At 42.2% G+C, this 16,118-nt stretch carries 15 protein-coding genes and 1 pseudogene; 8 read left to right on the forward strand and 8 right to left on the reverse strand.

Going from position 1 to position 16,118, the window contains the following annotated elements; genetic code table 11:
* Positions 1-25: 25 nt before the first annotated feature.
* Positions 26-1,042, reverse strand: coding sequence for a thiamine phosphate synthase (locus IQ224_RS04035; protein WP_194032593.1), 1,017 nt, complete (start codon positions 1,040-1,042; stop codon positions 26-28).
* Between the two features lie 137 nt (positions 1,043-1,179).
* Positions 1,180-1,893 (reverse strand): annotated as a pseudogene (locus IQ224_RS04040) (recombinase family protein).
* A gap of 791 nt (positions 1,894-2,684) precedes the next feature.
* On the opposite strand from IQ224_RS04040, the gene hisIE reads away from it, so the two are divergent.
* The 4 genes from hisIE to IQ224_RS04065 all read left to right on the forward strand — a co-directional run bounded on the left by hisIE (position 2,685) and on the right by IQ224_RS04065 (position 6,994).
* Positions 2,685-3,320, forward strand: coding sequence for a bifunctional phosphoribosyl-AMP cyclohydrolase/phosphoribosyl-ATP diphosphatase HisIE (hisIE, locus tag IQ224_RS04050; RefSeq protein ID WP_002793015.1), 636 nt, complete (start codon positions 2,685-2,687; stop codon positions 3,318-3,320).
* Between the two features lie 139 nt (positions 3,321-3,459).
* Positions 3,460-4,845: an NAD(P)/FAD-dependent oxidoreductase gene (locus IQ224_RS04055; protein WP_002743896.1), complete on the forward strand. Its 1,386-nt coding sequence runs from the start codon at positions 3,460-3,462 to the stop codon at positions 4,843-4,845.
* 27 nt (positions 4,846-4,872) lie between these two features.
* On the forward strand, positions 4,873-5,496 hold the full coding sequence (tmk, locus tag IQ224_RS04060) for a dTMP kinase (protein WP_002743897.1): 624 nt from the start codon (positions 4,873-4,875) through the stop codon (positions 5,494-5,496).
* A 4-nt stretch (positions 5,497-5,500) separates the two neighbouring features.
* Positions 5,501-6,994 (forward strand): thymidylate synthase, encoded by a 1,494-nt coding sequence (locus tag IQ224_RS04065; RefSeq protein WP_002743898.1) that lies wholly within the window; start codon positions 5,501-5,503, stop codon positions 6,992-6,994.
* A 296-nt stretch (positions 6,995-7,290) separates the two neighbouring features.
* Here the strand turns inward: IQ224_RS04065 and IQ224_RS04070 are convergent, their stop codons facing one another.
* From IQ224_RS04070 to IQ224_RS04085, 4 genes are all read right to left on the reverse strand, one after another.
* Complete coding sequence (locus IQ224_RS04070; RefSeq protein ID WP_002743899.1) at positions 7,291-7,722, reverse strand: DUF4278 domain-containing protein; 432 nt, start codon at positions 7,720-7,722, stop codon at positions 7,291-7,293.
* Between the two features lie 593 nt (positions 7,723-8,315).
* On the reverse strand, positions 8,316-9,071 hold the full coding sequence (locus tag IQ224_RS04075; protein WP_002743900.1) for an ABC transporter ATP-binding protein: 756 nt from the start codon (positions 9,069-9,071) through the stop codon (positions 8,316-8,318).
* Entirely contained in the window at positions 9,072-9,875 is an 804-nt protein-coding gene (locus tag IQ224_RS04080; protein WP_194032597.1) for an ABC transporter permease, read from the reverse strand.
* A gap of 370 nt (positions 9,876-10,245) precedes the next feature.
* Positions 10,246-11,121, reverse strand: coding sequence for an ABC transporter ATP-binding protein (locus IQ224_RS04085; protein ID WP_002743902.1), 876 nt, complete (start codon positions 11,119-11,121; stop codon positions 10,246-10,248).
* A 164-nt stretch (positions 11,122-11,285) separates the two neighbouring features.
* Here IQ224_RS04085 and IQ224_RS04090 point away from each other — a divergent pair, with 164 nt between their 5' ends.
* From IQ224_RS04090 to IQ224_RS04105, 4 genes are all read left to right on the forward strand, one after another.
* Positions 11,286-11,786, forward strand: a complete 501-nt coding sequence (locus IQ224_RS04090) for a L,D-transpeptidase (RefSeq protein WP_002740021.1) — start codon at positions 11,286-11,288, stop codon at positions 11,784-11,786.
* 198 nt (positions 11,787-11,984) lie between these two features.
* Positions 11,985-12,239 carry a SemiSWEET transporter gene (locus IQ224_RS04095; RefSeq protein WP_002743903.1) on the forward strand — a complete coding sequence of 85 codons (255 nt, stop codon included), beginning with the start codon at positions 11,985-11,987 and terminating at the stop codon, positions 12,237-12,239.
* Between the two features lie 153 nt (positions 12,240-12,392).
* The gene (locus IQ224_RS04100; protein ID WP_002743904.1) at positions 12,393-13,646 is read left to right on the forward strand and encodes an FIST N-terminal domain-containing protein; all 1,254 of its coding nucleotides are present in this window, start codon (positions 12,393-12,395) and stop codon (positions 13,644-13,646) included.
* A 38-nt stretch (positions 13,647-13,684) separates the two neighbouring features.
* Positions 13,685-14,398 (forward strand): Uma2 family endonuclease, encoded by a 714-nt coding sequence (locus tag IQ224_RS04105; protein WP_002743905.1) that lies wholly within the window; start codon positions 13,685-13,687, stop codon positions 14,396-14,398.
* On the opposite strand, the gene IQ224_RS04110 is transcribed toward IQ224_RS04105, so the two are convergent.
* Positions 14,395-15,174 (reverse strand): DUF1350 family protein, encoded by a 780-nt coding sequence (locus IQ224_RS04110; protein WP_002743906.1) that lies wholly within the window; start codon positions 15,172-15,174, stop codon positions 14,395-14,397. The two genes, IQ224_RS04105 and IQ224_RS04110, sit on opposite strands and share 4 nt — an antisense overlap.
* A gap of 165 nt (positions 15,175-15,339) precedes the next feature.
* Entirely contained in the window at positions 15,340-15,888 is a 549-nt protein-coding gene (locus IQ224_RS04115) for a response regulator (RefSeq protein WP_036400891.1), read from the reverse strand.
* Between the last annotated feature and the right edge of the window lie 230 nt (positions 15,889-16,118).

Raw genomic sequence — 16,118 nt, forward strand, 5'->3', positions numbered from 1 at the left:
CACCCTACACCCCACACCCCACACCCTACTTTAATTGGGTTAATAATTCTTGTGTCACCACATCGGGGTGCTGCGCTTCCATGATGGCCCGGACTACAGCCACCCGCTGCGCTCCTGCCTCTAAAACCTCTTTAATGTTACTACTATCAATACCACCGATCGCAAACCAGGGTAAAGGGCAATTTTCCCGCGCATAACGGACATATTCCAATCCTGCGGGGGTTTTTCCCGCTTTAGTGGGGGTGGCATAAACTGGACCAACTCCCACATAATCGGCCTTTTCTTGGATTGCTTTGGCCATCTCTTGGGGATTAGTGGTGGACCGGCCGATAATTGCCGTCGGGCCGAGAAATTGCCGCGCGAGGGAAATCGGTACATCCTGTTGACCGAGATGAACACCATCGGCATGAACGGCCTTAGCAATATCGACGCGATCGTTCATAATAAATAAAGCATCGTAACGGTGGCATAACTCACACAGTTTAGCGGCCTCTTCTAAACGAATCGTATCAGCGGCGGTTTTATGGCGGTACTGCACCAATTTTAAACCTCCTTTTAGGGCTAATTCAACGATTTCTAAGAGATTTTCGGCGGGAGAAGTGACTAGATAGAGGGGAGATGCTTTTAGTTTTTCCAGAGGTGGCGAGATTAATAGTTTACTCTCTAGCTGATAAACCCGATAGCGCAGCTGTTTACAGGCTATCCCTAGCTCTAGATCATAGAGTTTACCGTATTCTTCTAAAACCCTAAAAGCCTCCTGTACGCGAGCGAGATTTGCCTGCAGCAGTCCCTCGACAGTCTCCCGGATTTCTTCCCTGGGATGGCTTAAATCCCTGCCGATATCGCCGGCTGTGTCCCGATGTCGTTTAAGATCGATCGAGTGCCAACTAGCTAATTGATGGCGCATTTCTTTACATTCTTGGGCTAAATTGGGATTATCTAAGCCAAAACGACACCATTCTTCGATAATTCGCAGTCCTTCTCTAGCGCGGTCAAGGTTAGCATCGAGAATCCGTTTAATCGCCGTGGTTTCTAGTTTCATTTGCCGTCAATGTAGAGTTATGATAGCCGTTAGTCGTCAGCTAAAATATTACTATTCTTGGTCTTTGTTCGGGGAATAGCCGAGTCGGCATCAGACAGGCAACAAAGAGGGAGGAGAAACCCAGTCCAAGGATAATTTTAAGCCGAGGGGAGATTCTTAAGCGCCCCTAGGTATTCCACCAATTGCCGATGATCCGGGTTATGTAGCGGGTAGAGACGATTGTAACAGATGGTGACGAGGGCTTGCAGATCGTCCACTAAATCCTCAGCTGCAATGGATTTCTGGGGTTGATTGAGGAGAATGACTTGGATTTTAAAGAAACTGCACAAACCCAAAATAAAATCATGACAAAAGCGGCCAACACTTTCTGGATGGGTTAAAACTAGACATTCCAATCCACCGTCACAAATCATCTCCACTACACGCGTAAGATTAGGGTGATTATAGCTGACTCCGTTGCCGATATCGGTGAGAATTTCAAAGGGTTGACCCTGCTGACTACAAAATTCTTGTAACGCTTTTATCTGGTGGTCTAATTGTGGTTTTTGTTCAGGTCGATTAACACGAGCATAACCAATGATAAATGGGGTTGATTGAACAGATTGTAATACCAATTCTCCAAAGTCTGACTACAGAAGTTTAATCCCCCCAAATCCCCCTTAAAAAGGGTGACATTCGATGTGTAGTTTTCATTTAGAGAAATGGTATAATATATCTTGCCGTCGGTAGCGCCGATGACCACCGGGGGTACGAATTGAGGAAATTTTCCCCTGTTGTTCCCAGCGCCGGAGGGTTTTAATGCTAACTCCAAGCAAGCCCGAGGCTTCTCTAATCGTGATTAGGTTATCCATACATAGTAACTTGGTTTTAAATTAGAAAAATTTATTGTAGGAGAATCGTTCAAGCTGAGACAGTGTAGTTGTCCACCTTCACCCTGTGATTACCTCGAGTAGGAATAATAGTCATTTCAGATAGGTTTAATATAGTCTAGATCAACAAAACTCTTAGGAAATCTGGTATTGACATTCTCAAGCTTAATTGAAATTACTATATACATAACTCTATCGACAGGACTCGGTTTTAAATCAAAGAAATTCCTGAGGGTAGAATTGTCTAACTTAAGACAGGTGTTTGTCCACTTTCATACTGTGATTAGCTCCCAATGCTGATTGAAGAAGATTTATGATGGCTCATAATACATCTTTCCACAGAGATTTGGAAAAAAATTCTTTGTTCTCCTAAAACCTGAGTTTCCCCGATCATCGCACGGGATAACTTGTTATAGGTGCCAATCCAAAAGACTCTGCTGTAGGGATTAGTTGTATTCTTAACCTTATCCCCATTTTAACGCAGCTGCCTGGTTAGGGAATTGATTGGCTTTGAACTGAAGTTTTGACGTTAAACAATGTTAAGTTTTGTATATGATCCCTCTCTTGATTAAGTTTTATAACAGTTTGAGATATTTCTTAAAACTAGAGCCTGTTTATTTATCCAGCTTTCACCAAAAAGCTTGGGTATAGATCATATTATTGTGGTGGATTCCTTTAGTAATGATCGCACTGTGGAAATTGCCCAACGTTAAGGCTATATAATTAAGCTTTGGGCAATTTGTCCCACCATATTTCTTGACCGCGAAAAACTGATGTCCTCTTTACTCTCCGCTATTCCCCTCGACGCGATCGCTTATAATTCCCAGGGTTTAGTACCAGCGATCGCTCAAGACTATCTTGATGCTACAGTGTTAATGATGGCCTGGATGAATCGGGAATCCCTCGAAAAAACCCTCACCACCGGGGAAGCGTGGTATTGGAGTCGTTCTCGTCAAGAATTATGGCACAAAGGAGCCACCTCGGGCCATATCCAAAAAGTGCGTCAAATTCGCTACGATTGCGATAGTGATGCTATCTTGCTGACTATTGAGCAAATCGGTGATATCGCCTGTCATACCGGCGAAAGAAGCTGTTTTCATCAAGTAAATTGGCAAAAATCACCGCCAGCGGCCGACACCCTCTCGGAATTGTTTAAGGTAATTTGCGATCGCAGAGACGATCCTCATCCGGAATCCTACACCTGTAAACTTTTGGCCGGGGGAAATAACAAAATTCTCAAGAAAATCGGCGAAGAATCGGCAGAAGTGGTCATGGCCTGCAAAGATAATGATGGCGATGCTATTGCTGCAGAAGTGGCCGATCTTTTTTATCATACTCTCGTCGCTCTCGCCTATCATCAAGTTCCTCTGCGAGATGTCTATAAAAAATTGCAAGACCGGCGCCGGTAATCAGTTATCAGTTATCAGTTATCAGATTTGAGTTTTAAGTGTTAAGTTTCGGACTCCTGAATACTGTCTCCTGACTCCTGAATACTGAATACTGTCTCCTGACTCCTGAATACTGACTCCTGATTCCTACTTTATATTTGTGGTTTACGACTTAGTAATTATCGGTGCCACTCCTGCGGGGATAGAAGCGGCTTTGTTGGCTGTTCACCTCAAAAAAAGGGTGGCTTTAGTGCAACAGCCTTCTAGCGACAATTTAGAGGCATCTAAGGACATTTTTAGCAAGGGGTACAGCCAAATTATCCATCTCTATAAACTGCTGAATCATTGGCAAGAAACGGCCATTTATCCCCAATGGCAACGGTTGCGGCAATGGTTAGAGGAAGTGGATAAAACTATTAATAAATATCATTCTTTGGCAAGATTAGCCACGGAAGGAATAGATGTGATCCCGGGTGGGGGGGAATTTGTCCGGCTGCCCCATTTAGGATTCGTGGTTAACGGTCGGCAATTGTTGGCTAAACACTATCTTATCGCCCCGGGTTTTTATCCGCAAGTCCCGAAAATTTTCGGCTTGGATGAAGTTAATTATTTTACCGCTCAAACCCTTTGGCAAGAGCCAAATTTAGACAAGTTGGGACAACATTTAGCGATTATTGGTAACAGCAGCATGGCTGTGAGTTTAGCGCAAATTCTCCGACGTTTGGGGAAAGAAATTAGCTTAATTATCGAGGATAATTATCTACTGCCGGATATTGATCGGGAAATCTGCCATTTAGTTACTGCCATTTTAGAAGCGGAAGGAATTAAGATTTTACCCAGCTATTGTCCTAGTCAAGTGAAAGCGATCGAGGGTCAAAAATGGCTACAATTAGGCAATCGCGTCATCGAAGTTGATGATCTGATTTTTGCTGGTAATTATCAAGTCAATGAACAGGGATTAAATTTGGCCGGGGTGGGAGTTAAACTAGAACAAGGATTAATCAAGGTTAATCAGCAATTACAAACCGATAATTCCCGCATTTATGCCCTAAATTTGCTCAAAAATAATTATCCCGATCCTACTTTAAATCACCGGGCTGCTTTTGGGTTAGTCAAGCATCTGCTCACGGGAGAAAAATTTAACTTTAATCCCCAGCAAATTCCCTCATTTATTGCTTTTGATCCGGCTATTGCTTGGGTGGGTTTAACTGGAAAAGCAGCCCGGGAGAGCTATGGTGAGGAGGTAAAGATGATTAACTATCCCATCAAAAATATAGTGGCACAGCAAATCTGGGGAGAAACCACCGGATTTTGTCAATTAATCTACCGACAAGATGGTAAAATACTGGGAGCGCAAATAGTCGGTAATCAATCGGCAGAAATGATCGGTATCATCAGTTTAGCTTTACAAGAAAATTTAACCATACAATCCCTCAATAAAAATATTTATATTTGGGGAAGTATGGGAGAGATGCTCGGAGAAATGACCCAATTAATCCCCCCCAAAAAATCTTGGTTAACTTGGCTAAAAAAATTATTTAGATAATTAGATATAAAAAAAGAAGATTAAATTATGAAACCGAAATTTATTGTCTTTGAAGGTATTGACGGATCTGGAACAAGTACCCAAGCAAAACTCCTACAAGAATATTTTTTCAAGCGAGGGGAAAAAGCAGTTTTAAGTCCGGAACCTTCCGAGGGAGTCATCGGTCGTTTGATTCGAGAAATAATGCAAACTAATCTTATTTCTATCCAAGAGCAAAATCAATTTGACCGACAAATGGCTTATTTATTTGCAGCCGATCGCCATTATCACTTATATAATGATCACGATGGCGTTTTTAAACTTATTCACCAAGAACAAACCCACGTTATCACTACTCGTTATTATTTTTCTTCCCTGGCCTACAATTGCAATAATCCCGAAGAATTTGCTTTTGTTCGGCAGTTAAATCAACATTTTCCCAATCCAGATATAGTTATTTATATCGATGTTATTCCCGATATTTCTCTAGCGAGAATTAAAAACAGAGCCATCACAGAAGTGTACGAAAAACAAGAAAAATTAATGAAAGTTCGTCAGATGTTTATCGAGATATTTAAAGAATATAAAGATAATTATTTACAACTGGATGGCAATGATACAATAGAACACCTTCACCGAAATATTATTAATTATCTTGAACAATTAATTTAAATCCATGCTCAGTACAGAAACCACCCCTAAATTCATCTACCAACCCCACTATAAACCTAATCAATTAATCTGCGGTCACGGACAAACGGCAATTATCACGGGATGGACAGTAAAACAGTCCCTTGCTAAACATTTAAATCCCGACCAATACGCAGTAATTGGCAATCTTTATAGTCCCACCAGAGGAATTAGTCCCCTGCTGAGAAACTTAATAGCAAATCCCCACGTTAGATATTTAGTTATTCTCAACGCAACTAAGGAAGATAAGAACTCTGGTAGCTGTCAGTGTTTGCTAGATTTTTTTAGTCAAGGATTCCAGTTAGGAAAAAGTGACACAGGTAGAGAATGTTGGCTAATTAATTCTCCTATCACGGGATATATTGACAAGGAAATTGACCGAGAAACTCTCGAAAAATTACGTCAATCAATTCAATATCAACTGGTTAAATCCATCCCAGAAGCGATTGAAATCGTCAAAAGTTATGCAGAACAATCTCCCTTACCAACTTGGGGAGAACCATTAATCTTTCCCCTCTTAGAAAATCTTCCTTCTCTGCTACCCGGGACAAGATACGGTCATCGCATTGAAGGAAAAACGATTGCCGAAACCTGGGTAAAAATTCTCCAAAAGATTAAAACCACCGGCACAATTAGACCCACAGGATATGATGGTAAATGGCAAGAATTAATTGACCTAATGGCCGTCGTCACCGATGAACCTCCAGACTTTTACTTTCCCGAACCTAATTATTTGCCTATAGATAGAGCTTTTCTCACCGAATATATCGGACAAATTCTCGATGATTCCCCTATACACCAAGGAGTTAAATACACCTACGGTCAAAGATTGCGTTCTTGGTTTGGCCGAGACCAAATTGCACAGGTTATCAATAAATTAATCTCAGAAATTGACGCAGCTAGTGCAGTTATGTCCCTCTGGGATGTGAAAGACCACGAAAAAGGAGGTAGTCCCTGTTTAAATCATATTTGGGTGCGAGTGGTAGAAAATGAATTATCTCTCACCGCAATATTTAGAAGTAATGATATGTTTGCCGCTTGGCCAGCAAATGCCATGGGATTGCGTGCTTTACAGCAACATATTAGGGATGAGATTAGCAAGCGCTCCGAATACAATTTATCAATGGGTCCATTAATTACTATTAGTCAATCGGCCCATATATACGATGATACTTGGGAGAATGTCGAACGATTAATCGCTACCCAGTACGATAAAATTGTCAATCAGCGCGATTTTTTTGACCCTAGCGGTAACTTTTTGATTTCCGTGGAAAAAGAACAAATTCTCGTCCAACAAACTACCCCCGGCAGTGGGGAAATTGTCGCCTGTTATCAAGGCAAAAATCCTCTGAAATTAATCCGCGAGCTTGCCGCTACCAATCCCGCAATTATTCCCGAACATATCGGTTATCTAGGAATCGAATTACAAAAGGCATACAACTGTCTCAAGAATAATCAACCGTATATTCAAGACCAGTAGGAAGTGGGAAGTAGGAAGTGGGGCATCTCAATAATATTATTGTAGGGGCGAATTGCATTCGCCCTCTTTTAATAACTTCTGCTGCTCACCAAAATCACAAATATAAGATGCACCCAATCAGTGAACTTAAAACTCAAATCTGATAACTCGACCGAATCTAAGACCTAATTGGTTAAGCCAAAAGCTTTGATGTGCTTAGTTTCTAACCTTCTTTTTAGGTAAGAGAATTGCCAGATTCTTTCTTTTGCCTTTTGCCTTTTGCCTTCAGAAGCTGATAACTGATAACTGATAACTGATTACTGGTCTTTGTTTGCTGAACCAGCACCGCGATATTTGAGAGATGAGGAGCGAATTGGGTTAGCCACCGTGGTATTATTGGTGATTTTAACCTCCGCACCGCGATATTTACCCCCTCGCTCCTTGACAGGAGCCTCGGCGACTGTTGGCTCCATATAGGTGGCCCCACGGTACTTTTTCTCGCCGGCGGTTTCTGGAGTGGGGACGGGGATATTCTTCTGTTCTTCTCGTCCTTGCCATAAAAAGGTGACGACAATCACAACTGTCAAGAGAATTAATAGCTGAATCTGCCAAGGAGCTAAAACCAGACTCAACACTAAACTAATTACCGTGGTGGCACTGGCGAGATAAGCAATTTCATCGCTGGACTTCTGCCAGAAATAGGCAGCCAGAGCAGCGGTGAATAGTGGCAACAAAAACAAATAGGACATTCTGGGTACACCTTGTCATGCTAGTGAACCAATCTCCCTATATATTACCTCCCTAGCTTCGATCGGCGAAAAATATTAACTTAGCTTATACATCCTATAAGTTTTATTTTGTCAATCCTTCTTTACAATTCGTAAAAATATTGTTACATTTATTTACATGAACTAAAAGTTAAAGCAAAACAGCCAAGACAGCAAGCCGGTTTAGATTGTCTCGAAGAGTATAGGACAGAAGATGATTCCTTGAGTCCGAGACAACGGCAAAAAACTTGGCCTACTAGCTTAAAAAAGTTTTCGGGGTTTGGGTTTACCCCATTGACAGATTTGCTTGAGTTCTCCTACATAACTTAGCGCTACCTCGGCTGGACACCGAGGTTTTTTATTTTGTGACAGCGTTTTCGACCATGTAAAACGTAGGCTCTCTTATTCTTTGTGTGATAAGTTTAGATTATCTAGAAGCGATCAATCTTTGTGTTCTTTGTGTCTTTGTGGTTCGTTCCAGTTGATTGCCAGCAAGAATGTATCCTATAATACATTTTACCCACCAAACCCAAGAGAGCCAAACGTAGATAAATTAATTGAGATTACCTACTTAATTAAAAATTAACTTCATTTTGATGCACGGAATCCAAATAAAACTTGATTACATCTTCTGGTGTACCCTGACATTGCAACTGTCCTTTATTTAGCCAAATTGCTTGGTCACAGGACTCTTGAATTAAAGTCAAATCGTGGGAAACTACTAAAATAGTAGCGCTAGAATTCCAGAATTTTTTTAAACGTCGTTTACACTTATTTTTAAAACTTTCATCCCCGACGGAAAGGACTTCATCAAGAATAAGAATATCGGGGTGAACCTCTGTTGCGATCGCAAATCCTAAACGAGCCACCATCCCAGAAGAAAGAGACTTTACCGGCGCTCCCATATATTCTTCTAACTCAGCAAAGTCAAGGATATCTTTGGTTTTTTCCTTCATTTCCTGACGCGAAAATCCCAGCATTACCCCATAGAGAATAATATTATCTTTTACTGGTAAATCTGGATCAAAACCAGCTCCTAATTCAATTAGAGAGGCAATTTGTCCCCTGACTCTCACCTGTCCCTTTGTCGGTTCTAGAATACCACAAATGACTTTTAAAAGAGTAGATTTTCCTGCGCCATTAGCTCCAATGATACCTAATTTTTCTCCAGAATTAATGACTAAATCTATATCATCTAGAACTAATTTTTTGGCTGGTTGACGATATTTACCTTCAAGAAGAGAGAAGATTGTCCTTTTTAGATCGTAGGAAAATTCTTCTTGAGTGCGTCTTTCGAGAGACACTTGATCGAGTCGAATTACTTCTGTCATTTATAATAAATCCATAAATAAATGTCGCCATAGTCGGAAGCAAGTCCAACCAATTCCTAAGATAATGATCCCACCGAGTAGAGATTGAAAAATCAAACTAAAATCCGGTAATCCGGGGGAAAGGGACAATTGGCGAATACTTTCAATTACTGGTAGTAATGGGTTTAATATCAGGAATGGTTGTACGGAGGGAGGAATAATTTCTGGAGGATAGAAAATCGGGCTGCTAATCCAAGCGACAAAACAAACAATTTCGTAAAAATAGGGTAGGTCTCTGAAAAAAACGTAGAGGGTACTAACAAGGAAACCCACTCCCGTACAGACCAGAGAAAGACCGATCACGGGAAAAATCAAAGCAATTACATTAAGTAAACTTTGAGACTTCCAGAGAGTTACTATAGCCAAAAGTGGAAAGATACTAATAGCAAATTGAAAAATATTTGCCACTACCATGGAAACGGGAAAAATGCTAACTGGTAGCCGAATTTTATTTAAAATACTGCCATTACCAACAATACTAGGTAAAGCTTGGTTAGTGGAAGCATTAAAGAAATTTATTACGACTAAACCAGTGAAAGCAGCTAGGACATAGTTAACTAGAGAATTATCAAAATAAGAGGCGAAAACCGTGCCGAAAATTGCCGTGTATAGTGCAGTCATAATCACGGGATTTAACAAGGACCAGTAAACCCCCAGAAAAGAACCCCGATAGCGTCCCTTGAGATTACGTTCCACTAAAACACTAAGCAATTCGTAATATCGCCGCGCTGTTGACCATCTAGTTTTTGCTTGGAGATCGGTCATAGGGATAATTGTCATTTCTTCAGTGTTCAGTGCTTTATTCTAAACGATTACCGTCAATCTTGTCTATCGATCGAGGGAGGACTCTAGTTTTTATCCAGTCCCCGAAGACTCTCCCTCTTCGGAAAAAGTTCCCTTCCAGATTCATTTATCTAGCTCAAAAAGCTTAAAAATTGCTAAAAGCCTCTTTTTTTAGGGTTGAATTCGGTTTTTAGGGACAGCCTCAGCTAATTGACCTAGACTCTAGCAGGTTGACCCATAAAATTGACACCAGATCAAAGCCAAGAAATGCCAATTTAAACAGAGCTAATCTCAGAAAAACTGGAGTCAAAAACCGATAACTTAACAATTTCCTAAGGGCTAAACCAAGAATTTAATCTAATTGATGTCCCGTCAGTTCCACAAAGATATCTTCGAGGTTGGAAGGGCGACACATTACTCCAGTTTTATCGCTCAAAGTGTCGAGATAGGCATTAGCATCAGCCACGGTGGGGAAGAATTTATAATCGATTTTATCGCCAACTTGTTTGATAAATAAACCCTCGCCATACTTACTACGAAAATCCGTTAGAGTTCCTAATTCGATTAATTTGCCCGCATCCATAATGCCAATTCTGCCCGGTTTTCCTGCGGCGTTATCCTGACAGAGAAATTCCACTTCTTCCATGTAGTGAGTGGTTAACAAAATTGTCATTCCTTGCTGGTTTAAATCGCGAATTACTTCCCACAAACGACGACGATTTTGGGGGTCTAAACCGACAGTCGGTTCATCGAGAAAGAGGATTTTTGGTTCGTGAAGAAGAGCGCGAGCAATCTGTAAACGTCGTTTCATCCCACCGGAAAGAGTTTTGGCCAGGGCAGATTTTCGATCGCTTAAACTGACATAATCTAAATAGCGATCAATTAATTCCTGTCTCTGGGGATTGGGGATATGGTGCATCCGGCCGTGAAATTCCATATTTTCCCAGACGGTTAATTCCCCATCAACGCTAATCTGTTGTAAGACTACCCCAATATTTTTCTTCACCTGATCGCGGTATTTTTTCACATCATACCCCGCCACTTCGATTTCTCCCTGACTTGCTTCGGTTAGAGTGATAATCATGCGGATTGTCGTCGATTTTCCCGCACCGTTGGGACCGAGTAAACCAAAGATTTCCCCTTTTTCGATAGCAAAGGAAAGCTCGTTAACTACCGGGAGATTATTATAGATTTTAGAAACGCGATCGAGAGCAATAGCGGCGGTCATAGTTACAAAAGTTAATATTCTAGCTATGGATTAGTGTAACCGAATTAGCCCAACTCGACGGCGATTTTATCCTTCCCCCTCGGGATCGTCCTATCGACTTTGGTTTTATCTCATCACAATCAGATTAGAATGCAGATAAAAAATCTTGACTTTGCTGCTATCAGATGCGAGTTTTTCTGCCAATTCTCTGTTTATGTCTAGGAATAGGGGAATTTTTCCTCAATCCCCCCATTAGTCCCGTCAATTCCTTTCCCGCAACCACGGTAACTCGAACGGAAACCCGTTTGCTGCTGAATTTAAAAAAAAGACGAGTTTTTGTTTACCAAGGACAGAAAATAATCGCTTCTTACCCAGTGGCGATCGGTCGTCCGGGTTGGGAAACCCCGACGGGACAATTTAGGGTGATTCAGATGGTGCGGGAACCAGTCTGGGAACATCCTTTCACTGGTCAACTGGTGCCATCGGGAAAAAACAACCCCTTAGGGGCTCGTTGGATTGGATTTTGGACCGATGGCGCGAATTTTATCGGTTTTCACGGTACACCCCAAGAAAATCTCATCGGCCGGGCCGTCTCCCACGGTTGCGTCAGGATGCGCGATCGAGATATAAAAGCTTTATTTGAAAAGGTAAAAATCGGCACTTCGGTGATAGTAATCGCTCAATAAGTAGGGTCTGCTGAAAAAGTTTCTTGGTCAGGTTAGGAGTCGGTCGTCGGTGGTCAGTCCCGATGAAAAAATTTTCACCCCCACAGATGAAAGAGGTTTCCTTCCCTACACCCTACACCCCACACCCTCTTTCAAGTCGGGAGTAATTTAGATAGTCAACAGTTTAAAATGAGAGAAACTAAGCCAAGAGGATAAGCGGTGAATATTATTGAACTAATCGGGATCGTGGCGGGAATATTAACCACTGTCTCCTTTTTACCCCAAGTGATTAAAACTTGGCGTTATCGTTCGGCTAAGGACTTGTCCCTCACTATGTTTATTTGCTTTTGTCTGGGGGTTTTTCTTTGGCTTATCTACGGGATTTATATGAGCAGTAAACCGATTATTGTCGCTAATTTTGTTACTTTTATCTTAGCGGGGACAATTCTCTATTTTAAGATTAAATATGATTAAAATAACTGACAATCCCTTGCGGCCCTATTGGCTCACGTCATGACAATTCTACAATTTATTGCGCCATCTAGGGGCGCGGATAGGATTTTTAGGTTAATTTATTGTTAAGATGATTATCTTTGACCATTGAGACCAAATTTGGGGTCAAGAAACATGAGCGATCGCATCGAGTGGATTAATGCCCTGTCAACCCGTCCCTCCCTAGAAGCGGCGGTGACGGAAGTAGTGGAAAAAGTGCAAGATAAGTTAGTTGGATCGGCAGATATAGCCATAATTTTTATTTCTTCTGCCTATGCCAGCGACTATCCCCGTTTAGTTCCCTTAATCTTGGATAAACTCCCTGTTCCTGTGCTGATCGGCTGCGGTGGGGCGGGGATTGTCGGTATGGGTGACAGGGAAAAAGCGCGAGAAATCGAAGCGAGTCCGGCTTTAAGTCTCACCGTCGCCCATTTGCCCGATGTGGAAGTGCAGCCCTTCTATATCGAAGCGGCGGAAATGCCCGATCTCGACAGTTCCCCCTCTAGTTGGACAGAATTATTAGGGGTAGAAGCGGCCAAAAATCCCCAATTTATCCTTTTAGCCGATCCTTTTTCCAGTCGCATCAATGATCTGTTAGAGGGTTTGGATTTTGCCTACCCCGGTTCGGCCAAAATCGGCGGTTTAGTCAGTGGTGGCATGATCGAACGTTCTGGGGGTCTATTCTACCACGATCAACAAAAACCGCGTAATAGCTATCTCTATCGTCAGGGAACCGTAGGAATCGCCCTTTCTGGCAATATTATCGTCGAAACTATCGTCGCCCAGGGTTGTCGTCCCATCGGACCGATTTATCAGGTAAGTGAGGGAGAACGCAATATTATCATCTCCATGACCGGTAAAGGGGCCGATGGGACTCCGCAACCACCTTTAAATCTACTGCGGGATTTAATCCCCTCCTTAAGGGAAAAAGACCGGGAATTAGTGCAAAACTCCCTTTTTATCGGTATTGCTAGGGATGAGTTTAAAATGCAGTTGCGGGCCGGGGATTTCTTAATTCGCAGTGTTTTGGGAGTAGATCCTCGTCAAGGTGCGATCGCAATTGGCGATCGAGTTCGTCCGGGGCAGCGGGTACAATTTCACCTGCGCGATGCCGACACTTCCGCCCTAGATTTAGAATTACTTTTGCAAGCTTTTCCCCAAGAAAGACCTAATAGTTCGGAGGTACTAGGGGCTTTAATCTTTTCCTGTCTCGGTCGCGGGGAAAATCTCTACGAAAAACCGGACTTTGATTCGGGTCTTTTTCAGCGTTATTTCGCCAATGTTCCCCTCGCTGGTTTCTTTTGCAACGGAGAAATCGGTCCAGTGGCTGGTCGCACTTTTTTACACGGTTATACCTCGGCCTTTGCCCTCTTTCGTCAGGGAATTTAATGTTATACTAAATAGTTAGTACGCTAGGGAGTAGAACGATGGTAAAAGCCCAATCTTTCTCTGAGTCGGAGATTATCTATCCCGATAGTGATGGTAAACCGATGGCCGATAATACCAAACAATTTCGCTGGATTGTGACGATTAAGGAAAATCTCGAATGTTTATTCGCAGACAATGACCATGTGTTTATCGCCGGCGATCTGTTGTGGTATCCGGTCGAGGGGGATAATAAAACCTGTCAAGCGCCGGATGCTATGGTGGTGTTTGGCAGACCCAAGGGCGATCGAGGTTCCTATAAGCAATGGTTAGAAAACCAGATTGCGCCGCAGGTAGTCTTTGAAATTCTCTCTCCGGGCAACACTAAAACAGAAATGCGCCGAAAATGGCAATTTTATCAGCGTTTTGGCGTAGAAGAATATTATCTCTACGATCCCGATGCTAATGATCTACAGGGTTGGTGGCGCAGGGGTGATCAATTGGAGATGATTGCCGCGATCGATAATTGGCAGAGTCCGCTTCTACAGATTCGTTTTCAACTGGAGAGTCCCCAGTTAGCTATTTTTTATCCCGATGGCTCCCGGTTTTTGACCACCCTAGAAATCAAGCAAAAAGCGGAATTAGCCGAACAAAGGGCCAGGACTGCCGAACAGCAAGCCCAACAGGAACGACAACGGGCCCAGGAAGCTGAGGCAAAATTAGCCCGCTTAGAGGCGCAATTACAGGCCCTGGGGATTAATCTAGGGGAAAGCTAACGAGAGGCGGGAAGGACGGGATTTAACCACTGGAGAATCTCATCTTTGAGACGGGAATTATCCCGGGCAAGTCCCTGTTTTAACCATTGGCCGATCGCATCGAGGGGAGTAAATACTTCTCCGGTTTGCCAACTGACATCTTGACCCAAGGGAGTGAGATGATTACCCGGGAGAGTTCGCAGGGCAATTAGATCATTAAAGCGTTTTTTTAGCAGGGGATTTAATACCAGAGATTGATCGATCGTGTCGTCTTGAAAACGGATTAAAAGATTGCGACGAATGGCATAATCTTGGAAAATTAACTCGTTTGTTTCTTCGGGGGAAGGGGTAAATTCGAGGTTAAAAGTGGTGTCAATTTGCAAAGGTTCGATGAAGGGAATAGCCCGACGAATCGGATAATTATTAAAGGAAATGAGGATATTTCCCTCCCGTTCCACTTCGTAGAGACTACCGATTAATAAGTGTAGTTTACACCCCATACTGTGACCCAATCCGTAGATGGGGAGATAACCTTGGCGCAGACTATGATTCCAGCGCAGACGTTCAATAATATTATCAAAACGGTTTAAAACTGTGCGGGCGATCGATTTGTGATCGAGGGTATTAACAAAGGGAGTAGCGACAATAGCGTATCCTGAATTCCCAATACTTTCTAATAACCAACGATAGGTAATATTCGGTGCCGCCGCCACAAATGCCCCACCTAAAAAGTGAATGATACCCCGGGGACGACGGGGGAGAAAAACCCAATTACCTGCTATTTCTTGCCAATTCATAATTAGTTATCAGTGAATTAATAACTTCTTAGTCACTCACTAAATAAATACCACTTCCTATTATACTAAATCCTGTTGAAAAGGGATAGGAGATTAGCCAGAGATTAGCGACACCGGATAAGGATAACTGCTTACCCAAATCATCAAAGATCGGGATGAATAGTTCTAGGCTAGTTTTTTCTTAATAAAAGCCACTAATTGAGACATTTGTTTTTTGATAGTTTCCATTTCTGTTTGCATTTGGGCAATTTGGCCATGGAGATTCTGAATATCAGTGCTATAATCCCCGGAGAGTTCCTCTAGTTTCGGGTTAGAAACTGTTGGTTTGGCAGAATACTGTTTTGCCTTGGCCATCGCTTCTTTAATCGCCTGTAGCAATTGTTTTTGGTCGAAAGGCTTTTCAATAAAGGCAAAATATTGGAAAGGTTCGGGTATTTTCTCTACTACCTCCTCTTTCCTTCCTGACATTAACACTAGGGGAATACTTTTGAGATTATCTTCGCTTTGGATTCGCTGAAACACCTCCCAACCGCTCATTTTTGGGAGAAGGAAGTCCAAAATAATCAAATTTGGGTTTTCGGTACGAATGAGATTATAGCCCTCTAATCCGTCTTTAGCTTCGAGGAATTCAAAGTTACCCTCCGGTAACATATCGCGAACGCGCATCCTAATCACTTTACTGTCATCGATAACGAGAATTTTATGATTTGACACGATAGACACCTGAGAAAAGAGACAATGGATAAACTCGATGATTCGAGGGGATATTGGCGAAAACTTTCGGCATAGGCATTGAGAATTCCCAAAAAACCCTTAGAAACTAAGATACACCATAAAGAAAAAACCTCGGTTAATGTCCGAGGCTGCTGTTGTAGGAGAACTCAATGCAAAACAAAAGGAAGATACCAAAACCAAAAAGGTTTTGAACGGTAAATCACCTTTGT

This window comes from Microcystis sp. LEGE 00066 (assembly GCF_015207925.1).
GTDB lineage: Bacteria > Cyanobacteriota > Cyanobacteriia > Cyanobacteriales > Microcystaceae > Microcystis > Microcystis ichthyoblabe_A.

Excerpts from the sequence above, each read along its gene's own strand:
- IQ224_RS04035 (WP_194032593.1), bottom strand. The coding sequence starts at position 1,042 with ATGAAACTAGAAACCACGGCGATTAAACGGATTCTCGATGCTAACCTT.
- hisIE (WP_002793015.1), top strand. The coding sequence starts at position 2,685 with ATGTCCTCTTTACTCTCCGCTATTCCCCTCGACGCGATCGCTTATAAT.
- tmk (WP_002743897.1), top strand. The coding sequence starts at position 4,873 with ATGAAACCGAAATTTATTGTCTTTGAAGGTATTGACGGATCTGGAACA.
- IQ224_RS04065 (WP_002743898.1), top strand. The coding sequence starts at position 5,501 with ATGCTCAGTACAGAAACCACCCCTAAATTCATCTACCAACCCCACTAT.
- IQ224_RS04070 (WP_002743899.1), bottom strand. The coding sequence starts at position 7,722 with ATGTCCTATTTGTTTTTGTTGCCACTATTCACCGCTGCTCTGGCTGCC.
- IQ224_RS04075 (WP_002743900.1), bottom strand. The coding sequence starts at position 9,071 with ATGACAGAAGTAATTCGACTCGATCAAGTGTCTCTCGAAAGACGCACT.
- IQ224_RS04080 (WP_194032597.1), bottom strand. The coding sequence starts at position 9,875 with ATGACCGATCTCCAAGCAAAAACTAGATGGTCAACAGCGCGGCGATAT.
- IQ224_RS04085 (WP_002743902.1), bottom strand. The coding sequence starts at position 11,121 with ATGACCGCCGCTATTGCTCTCGATCGCGTTTCTAAAATCTATAATAAT.
- IQ224_RS04090 (WP_002740021.1), top strand. The coding sequence starts at position 11,286 with ATGCGAGTTTTTCTGCCAATTCTCTGTTTATGTCTAGGAATAGGGGAA.
- IQ224_RS04100 (WP_002743904.1), top strand. The coding sequence starts at position 12,393 with ATGAGCGATCGCATCGAGTGGATTAATGCCCTGTCAACCCGTCCCTCC.
- IQ224_RS04105 (WP_002743905.1), top strand. The coding sequence starts at position 13,685 with ATGGTAAAAGCCCAATCTTTCTCTGAGTCGGAGATTATCTATCCCGAT.
- IQ224_RS04110 (WP_002743906.1), bottom strand. The coding sequence starts at position 15,174 with ATGAATTGGCAAGAAATAGCAGGTAATTGGGTTTTTCTCCCCCGTCGT.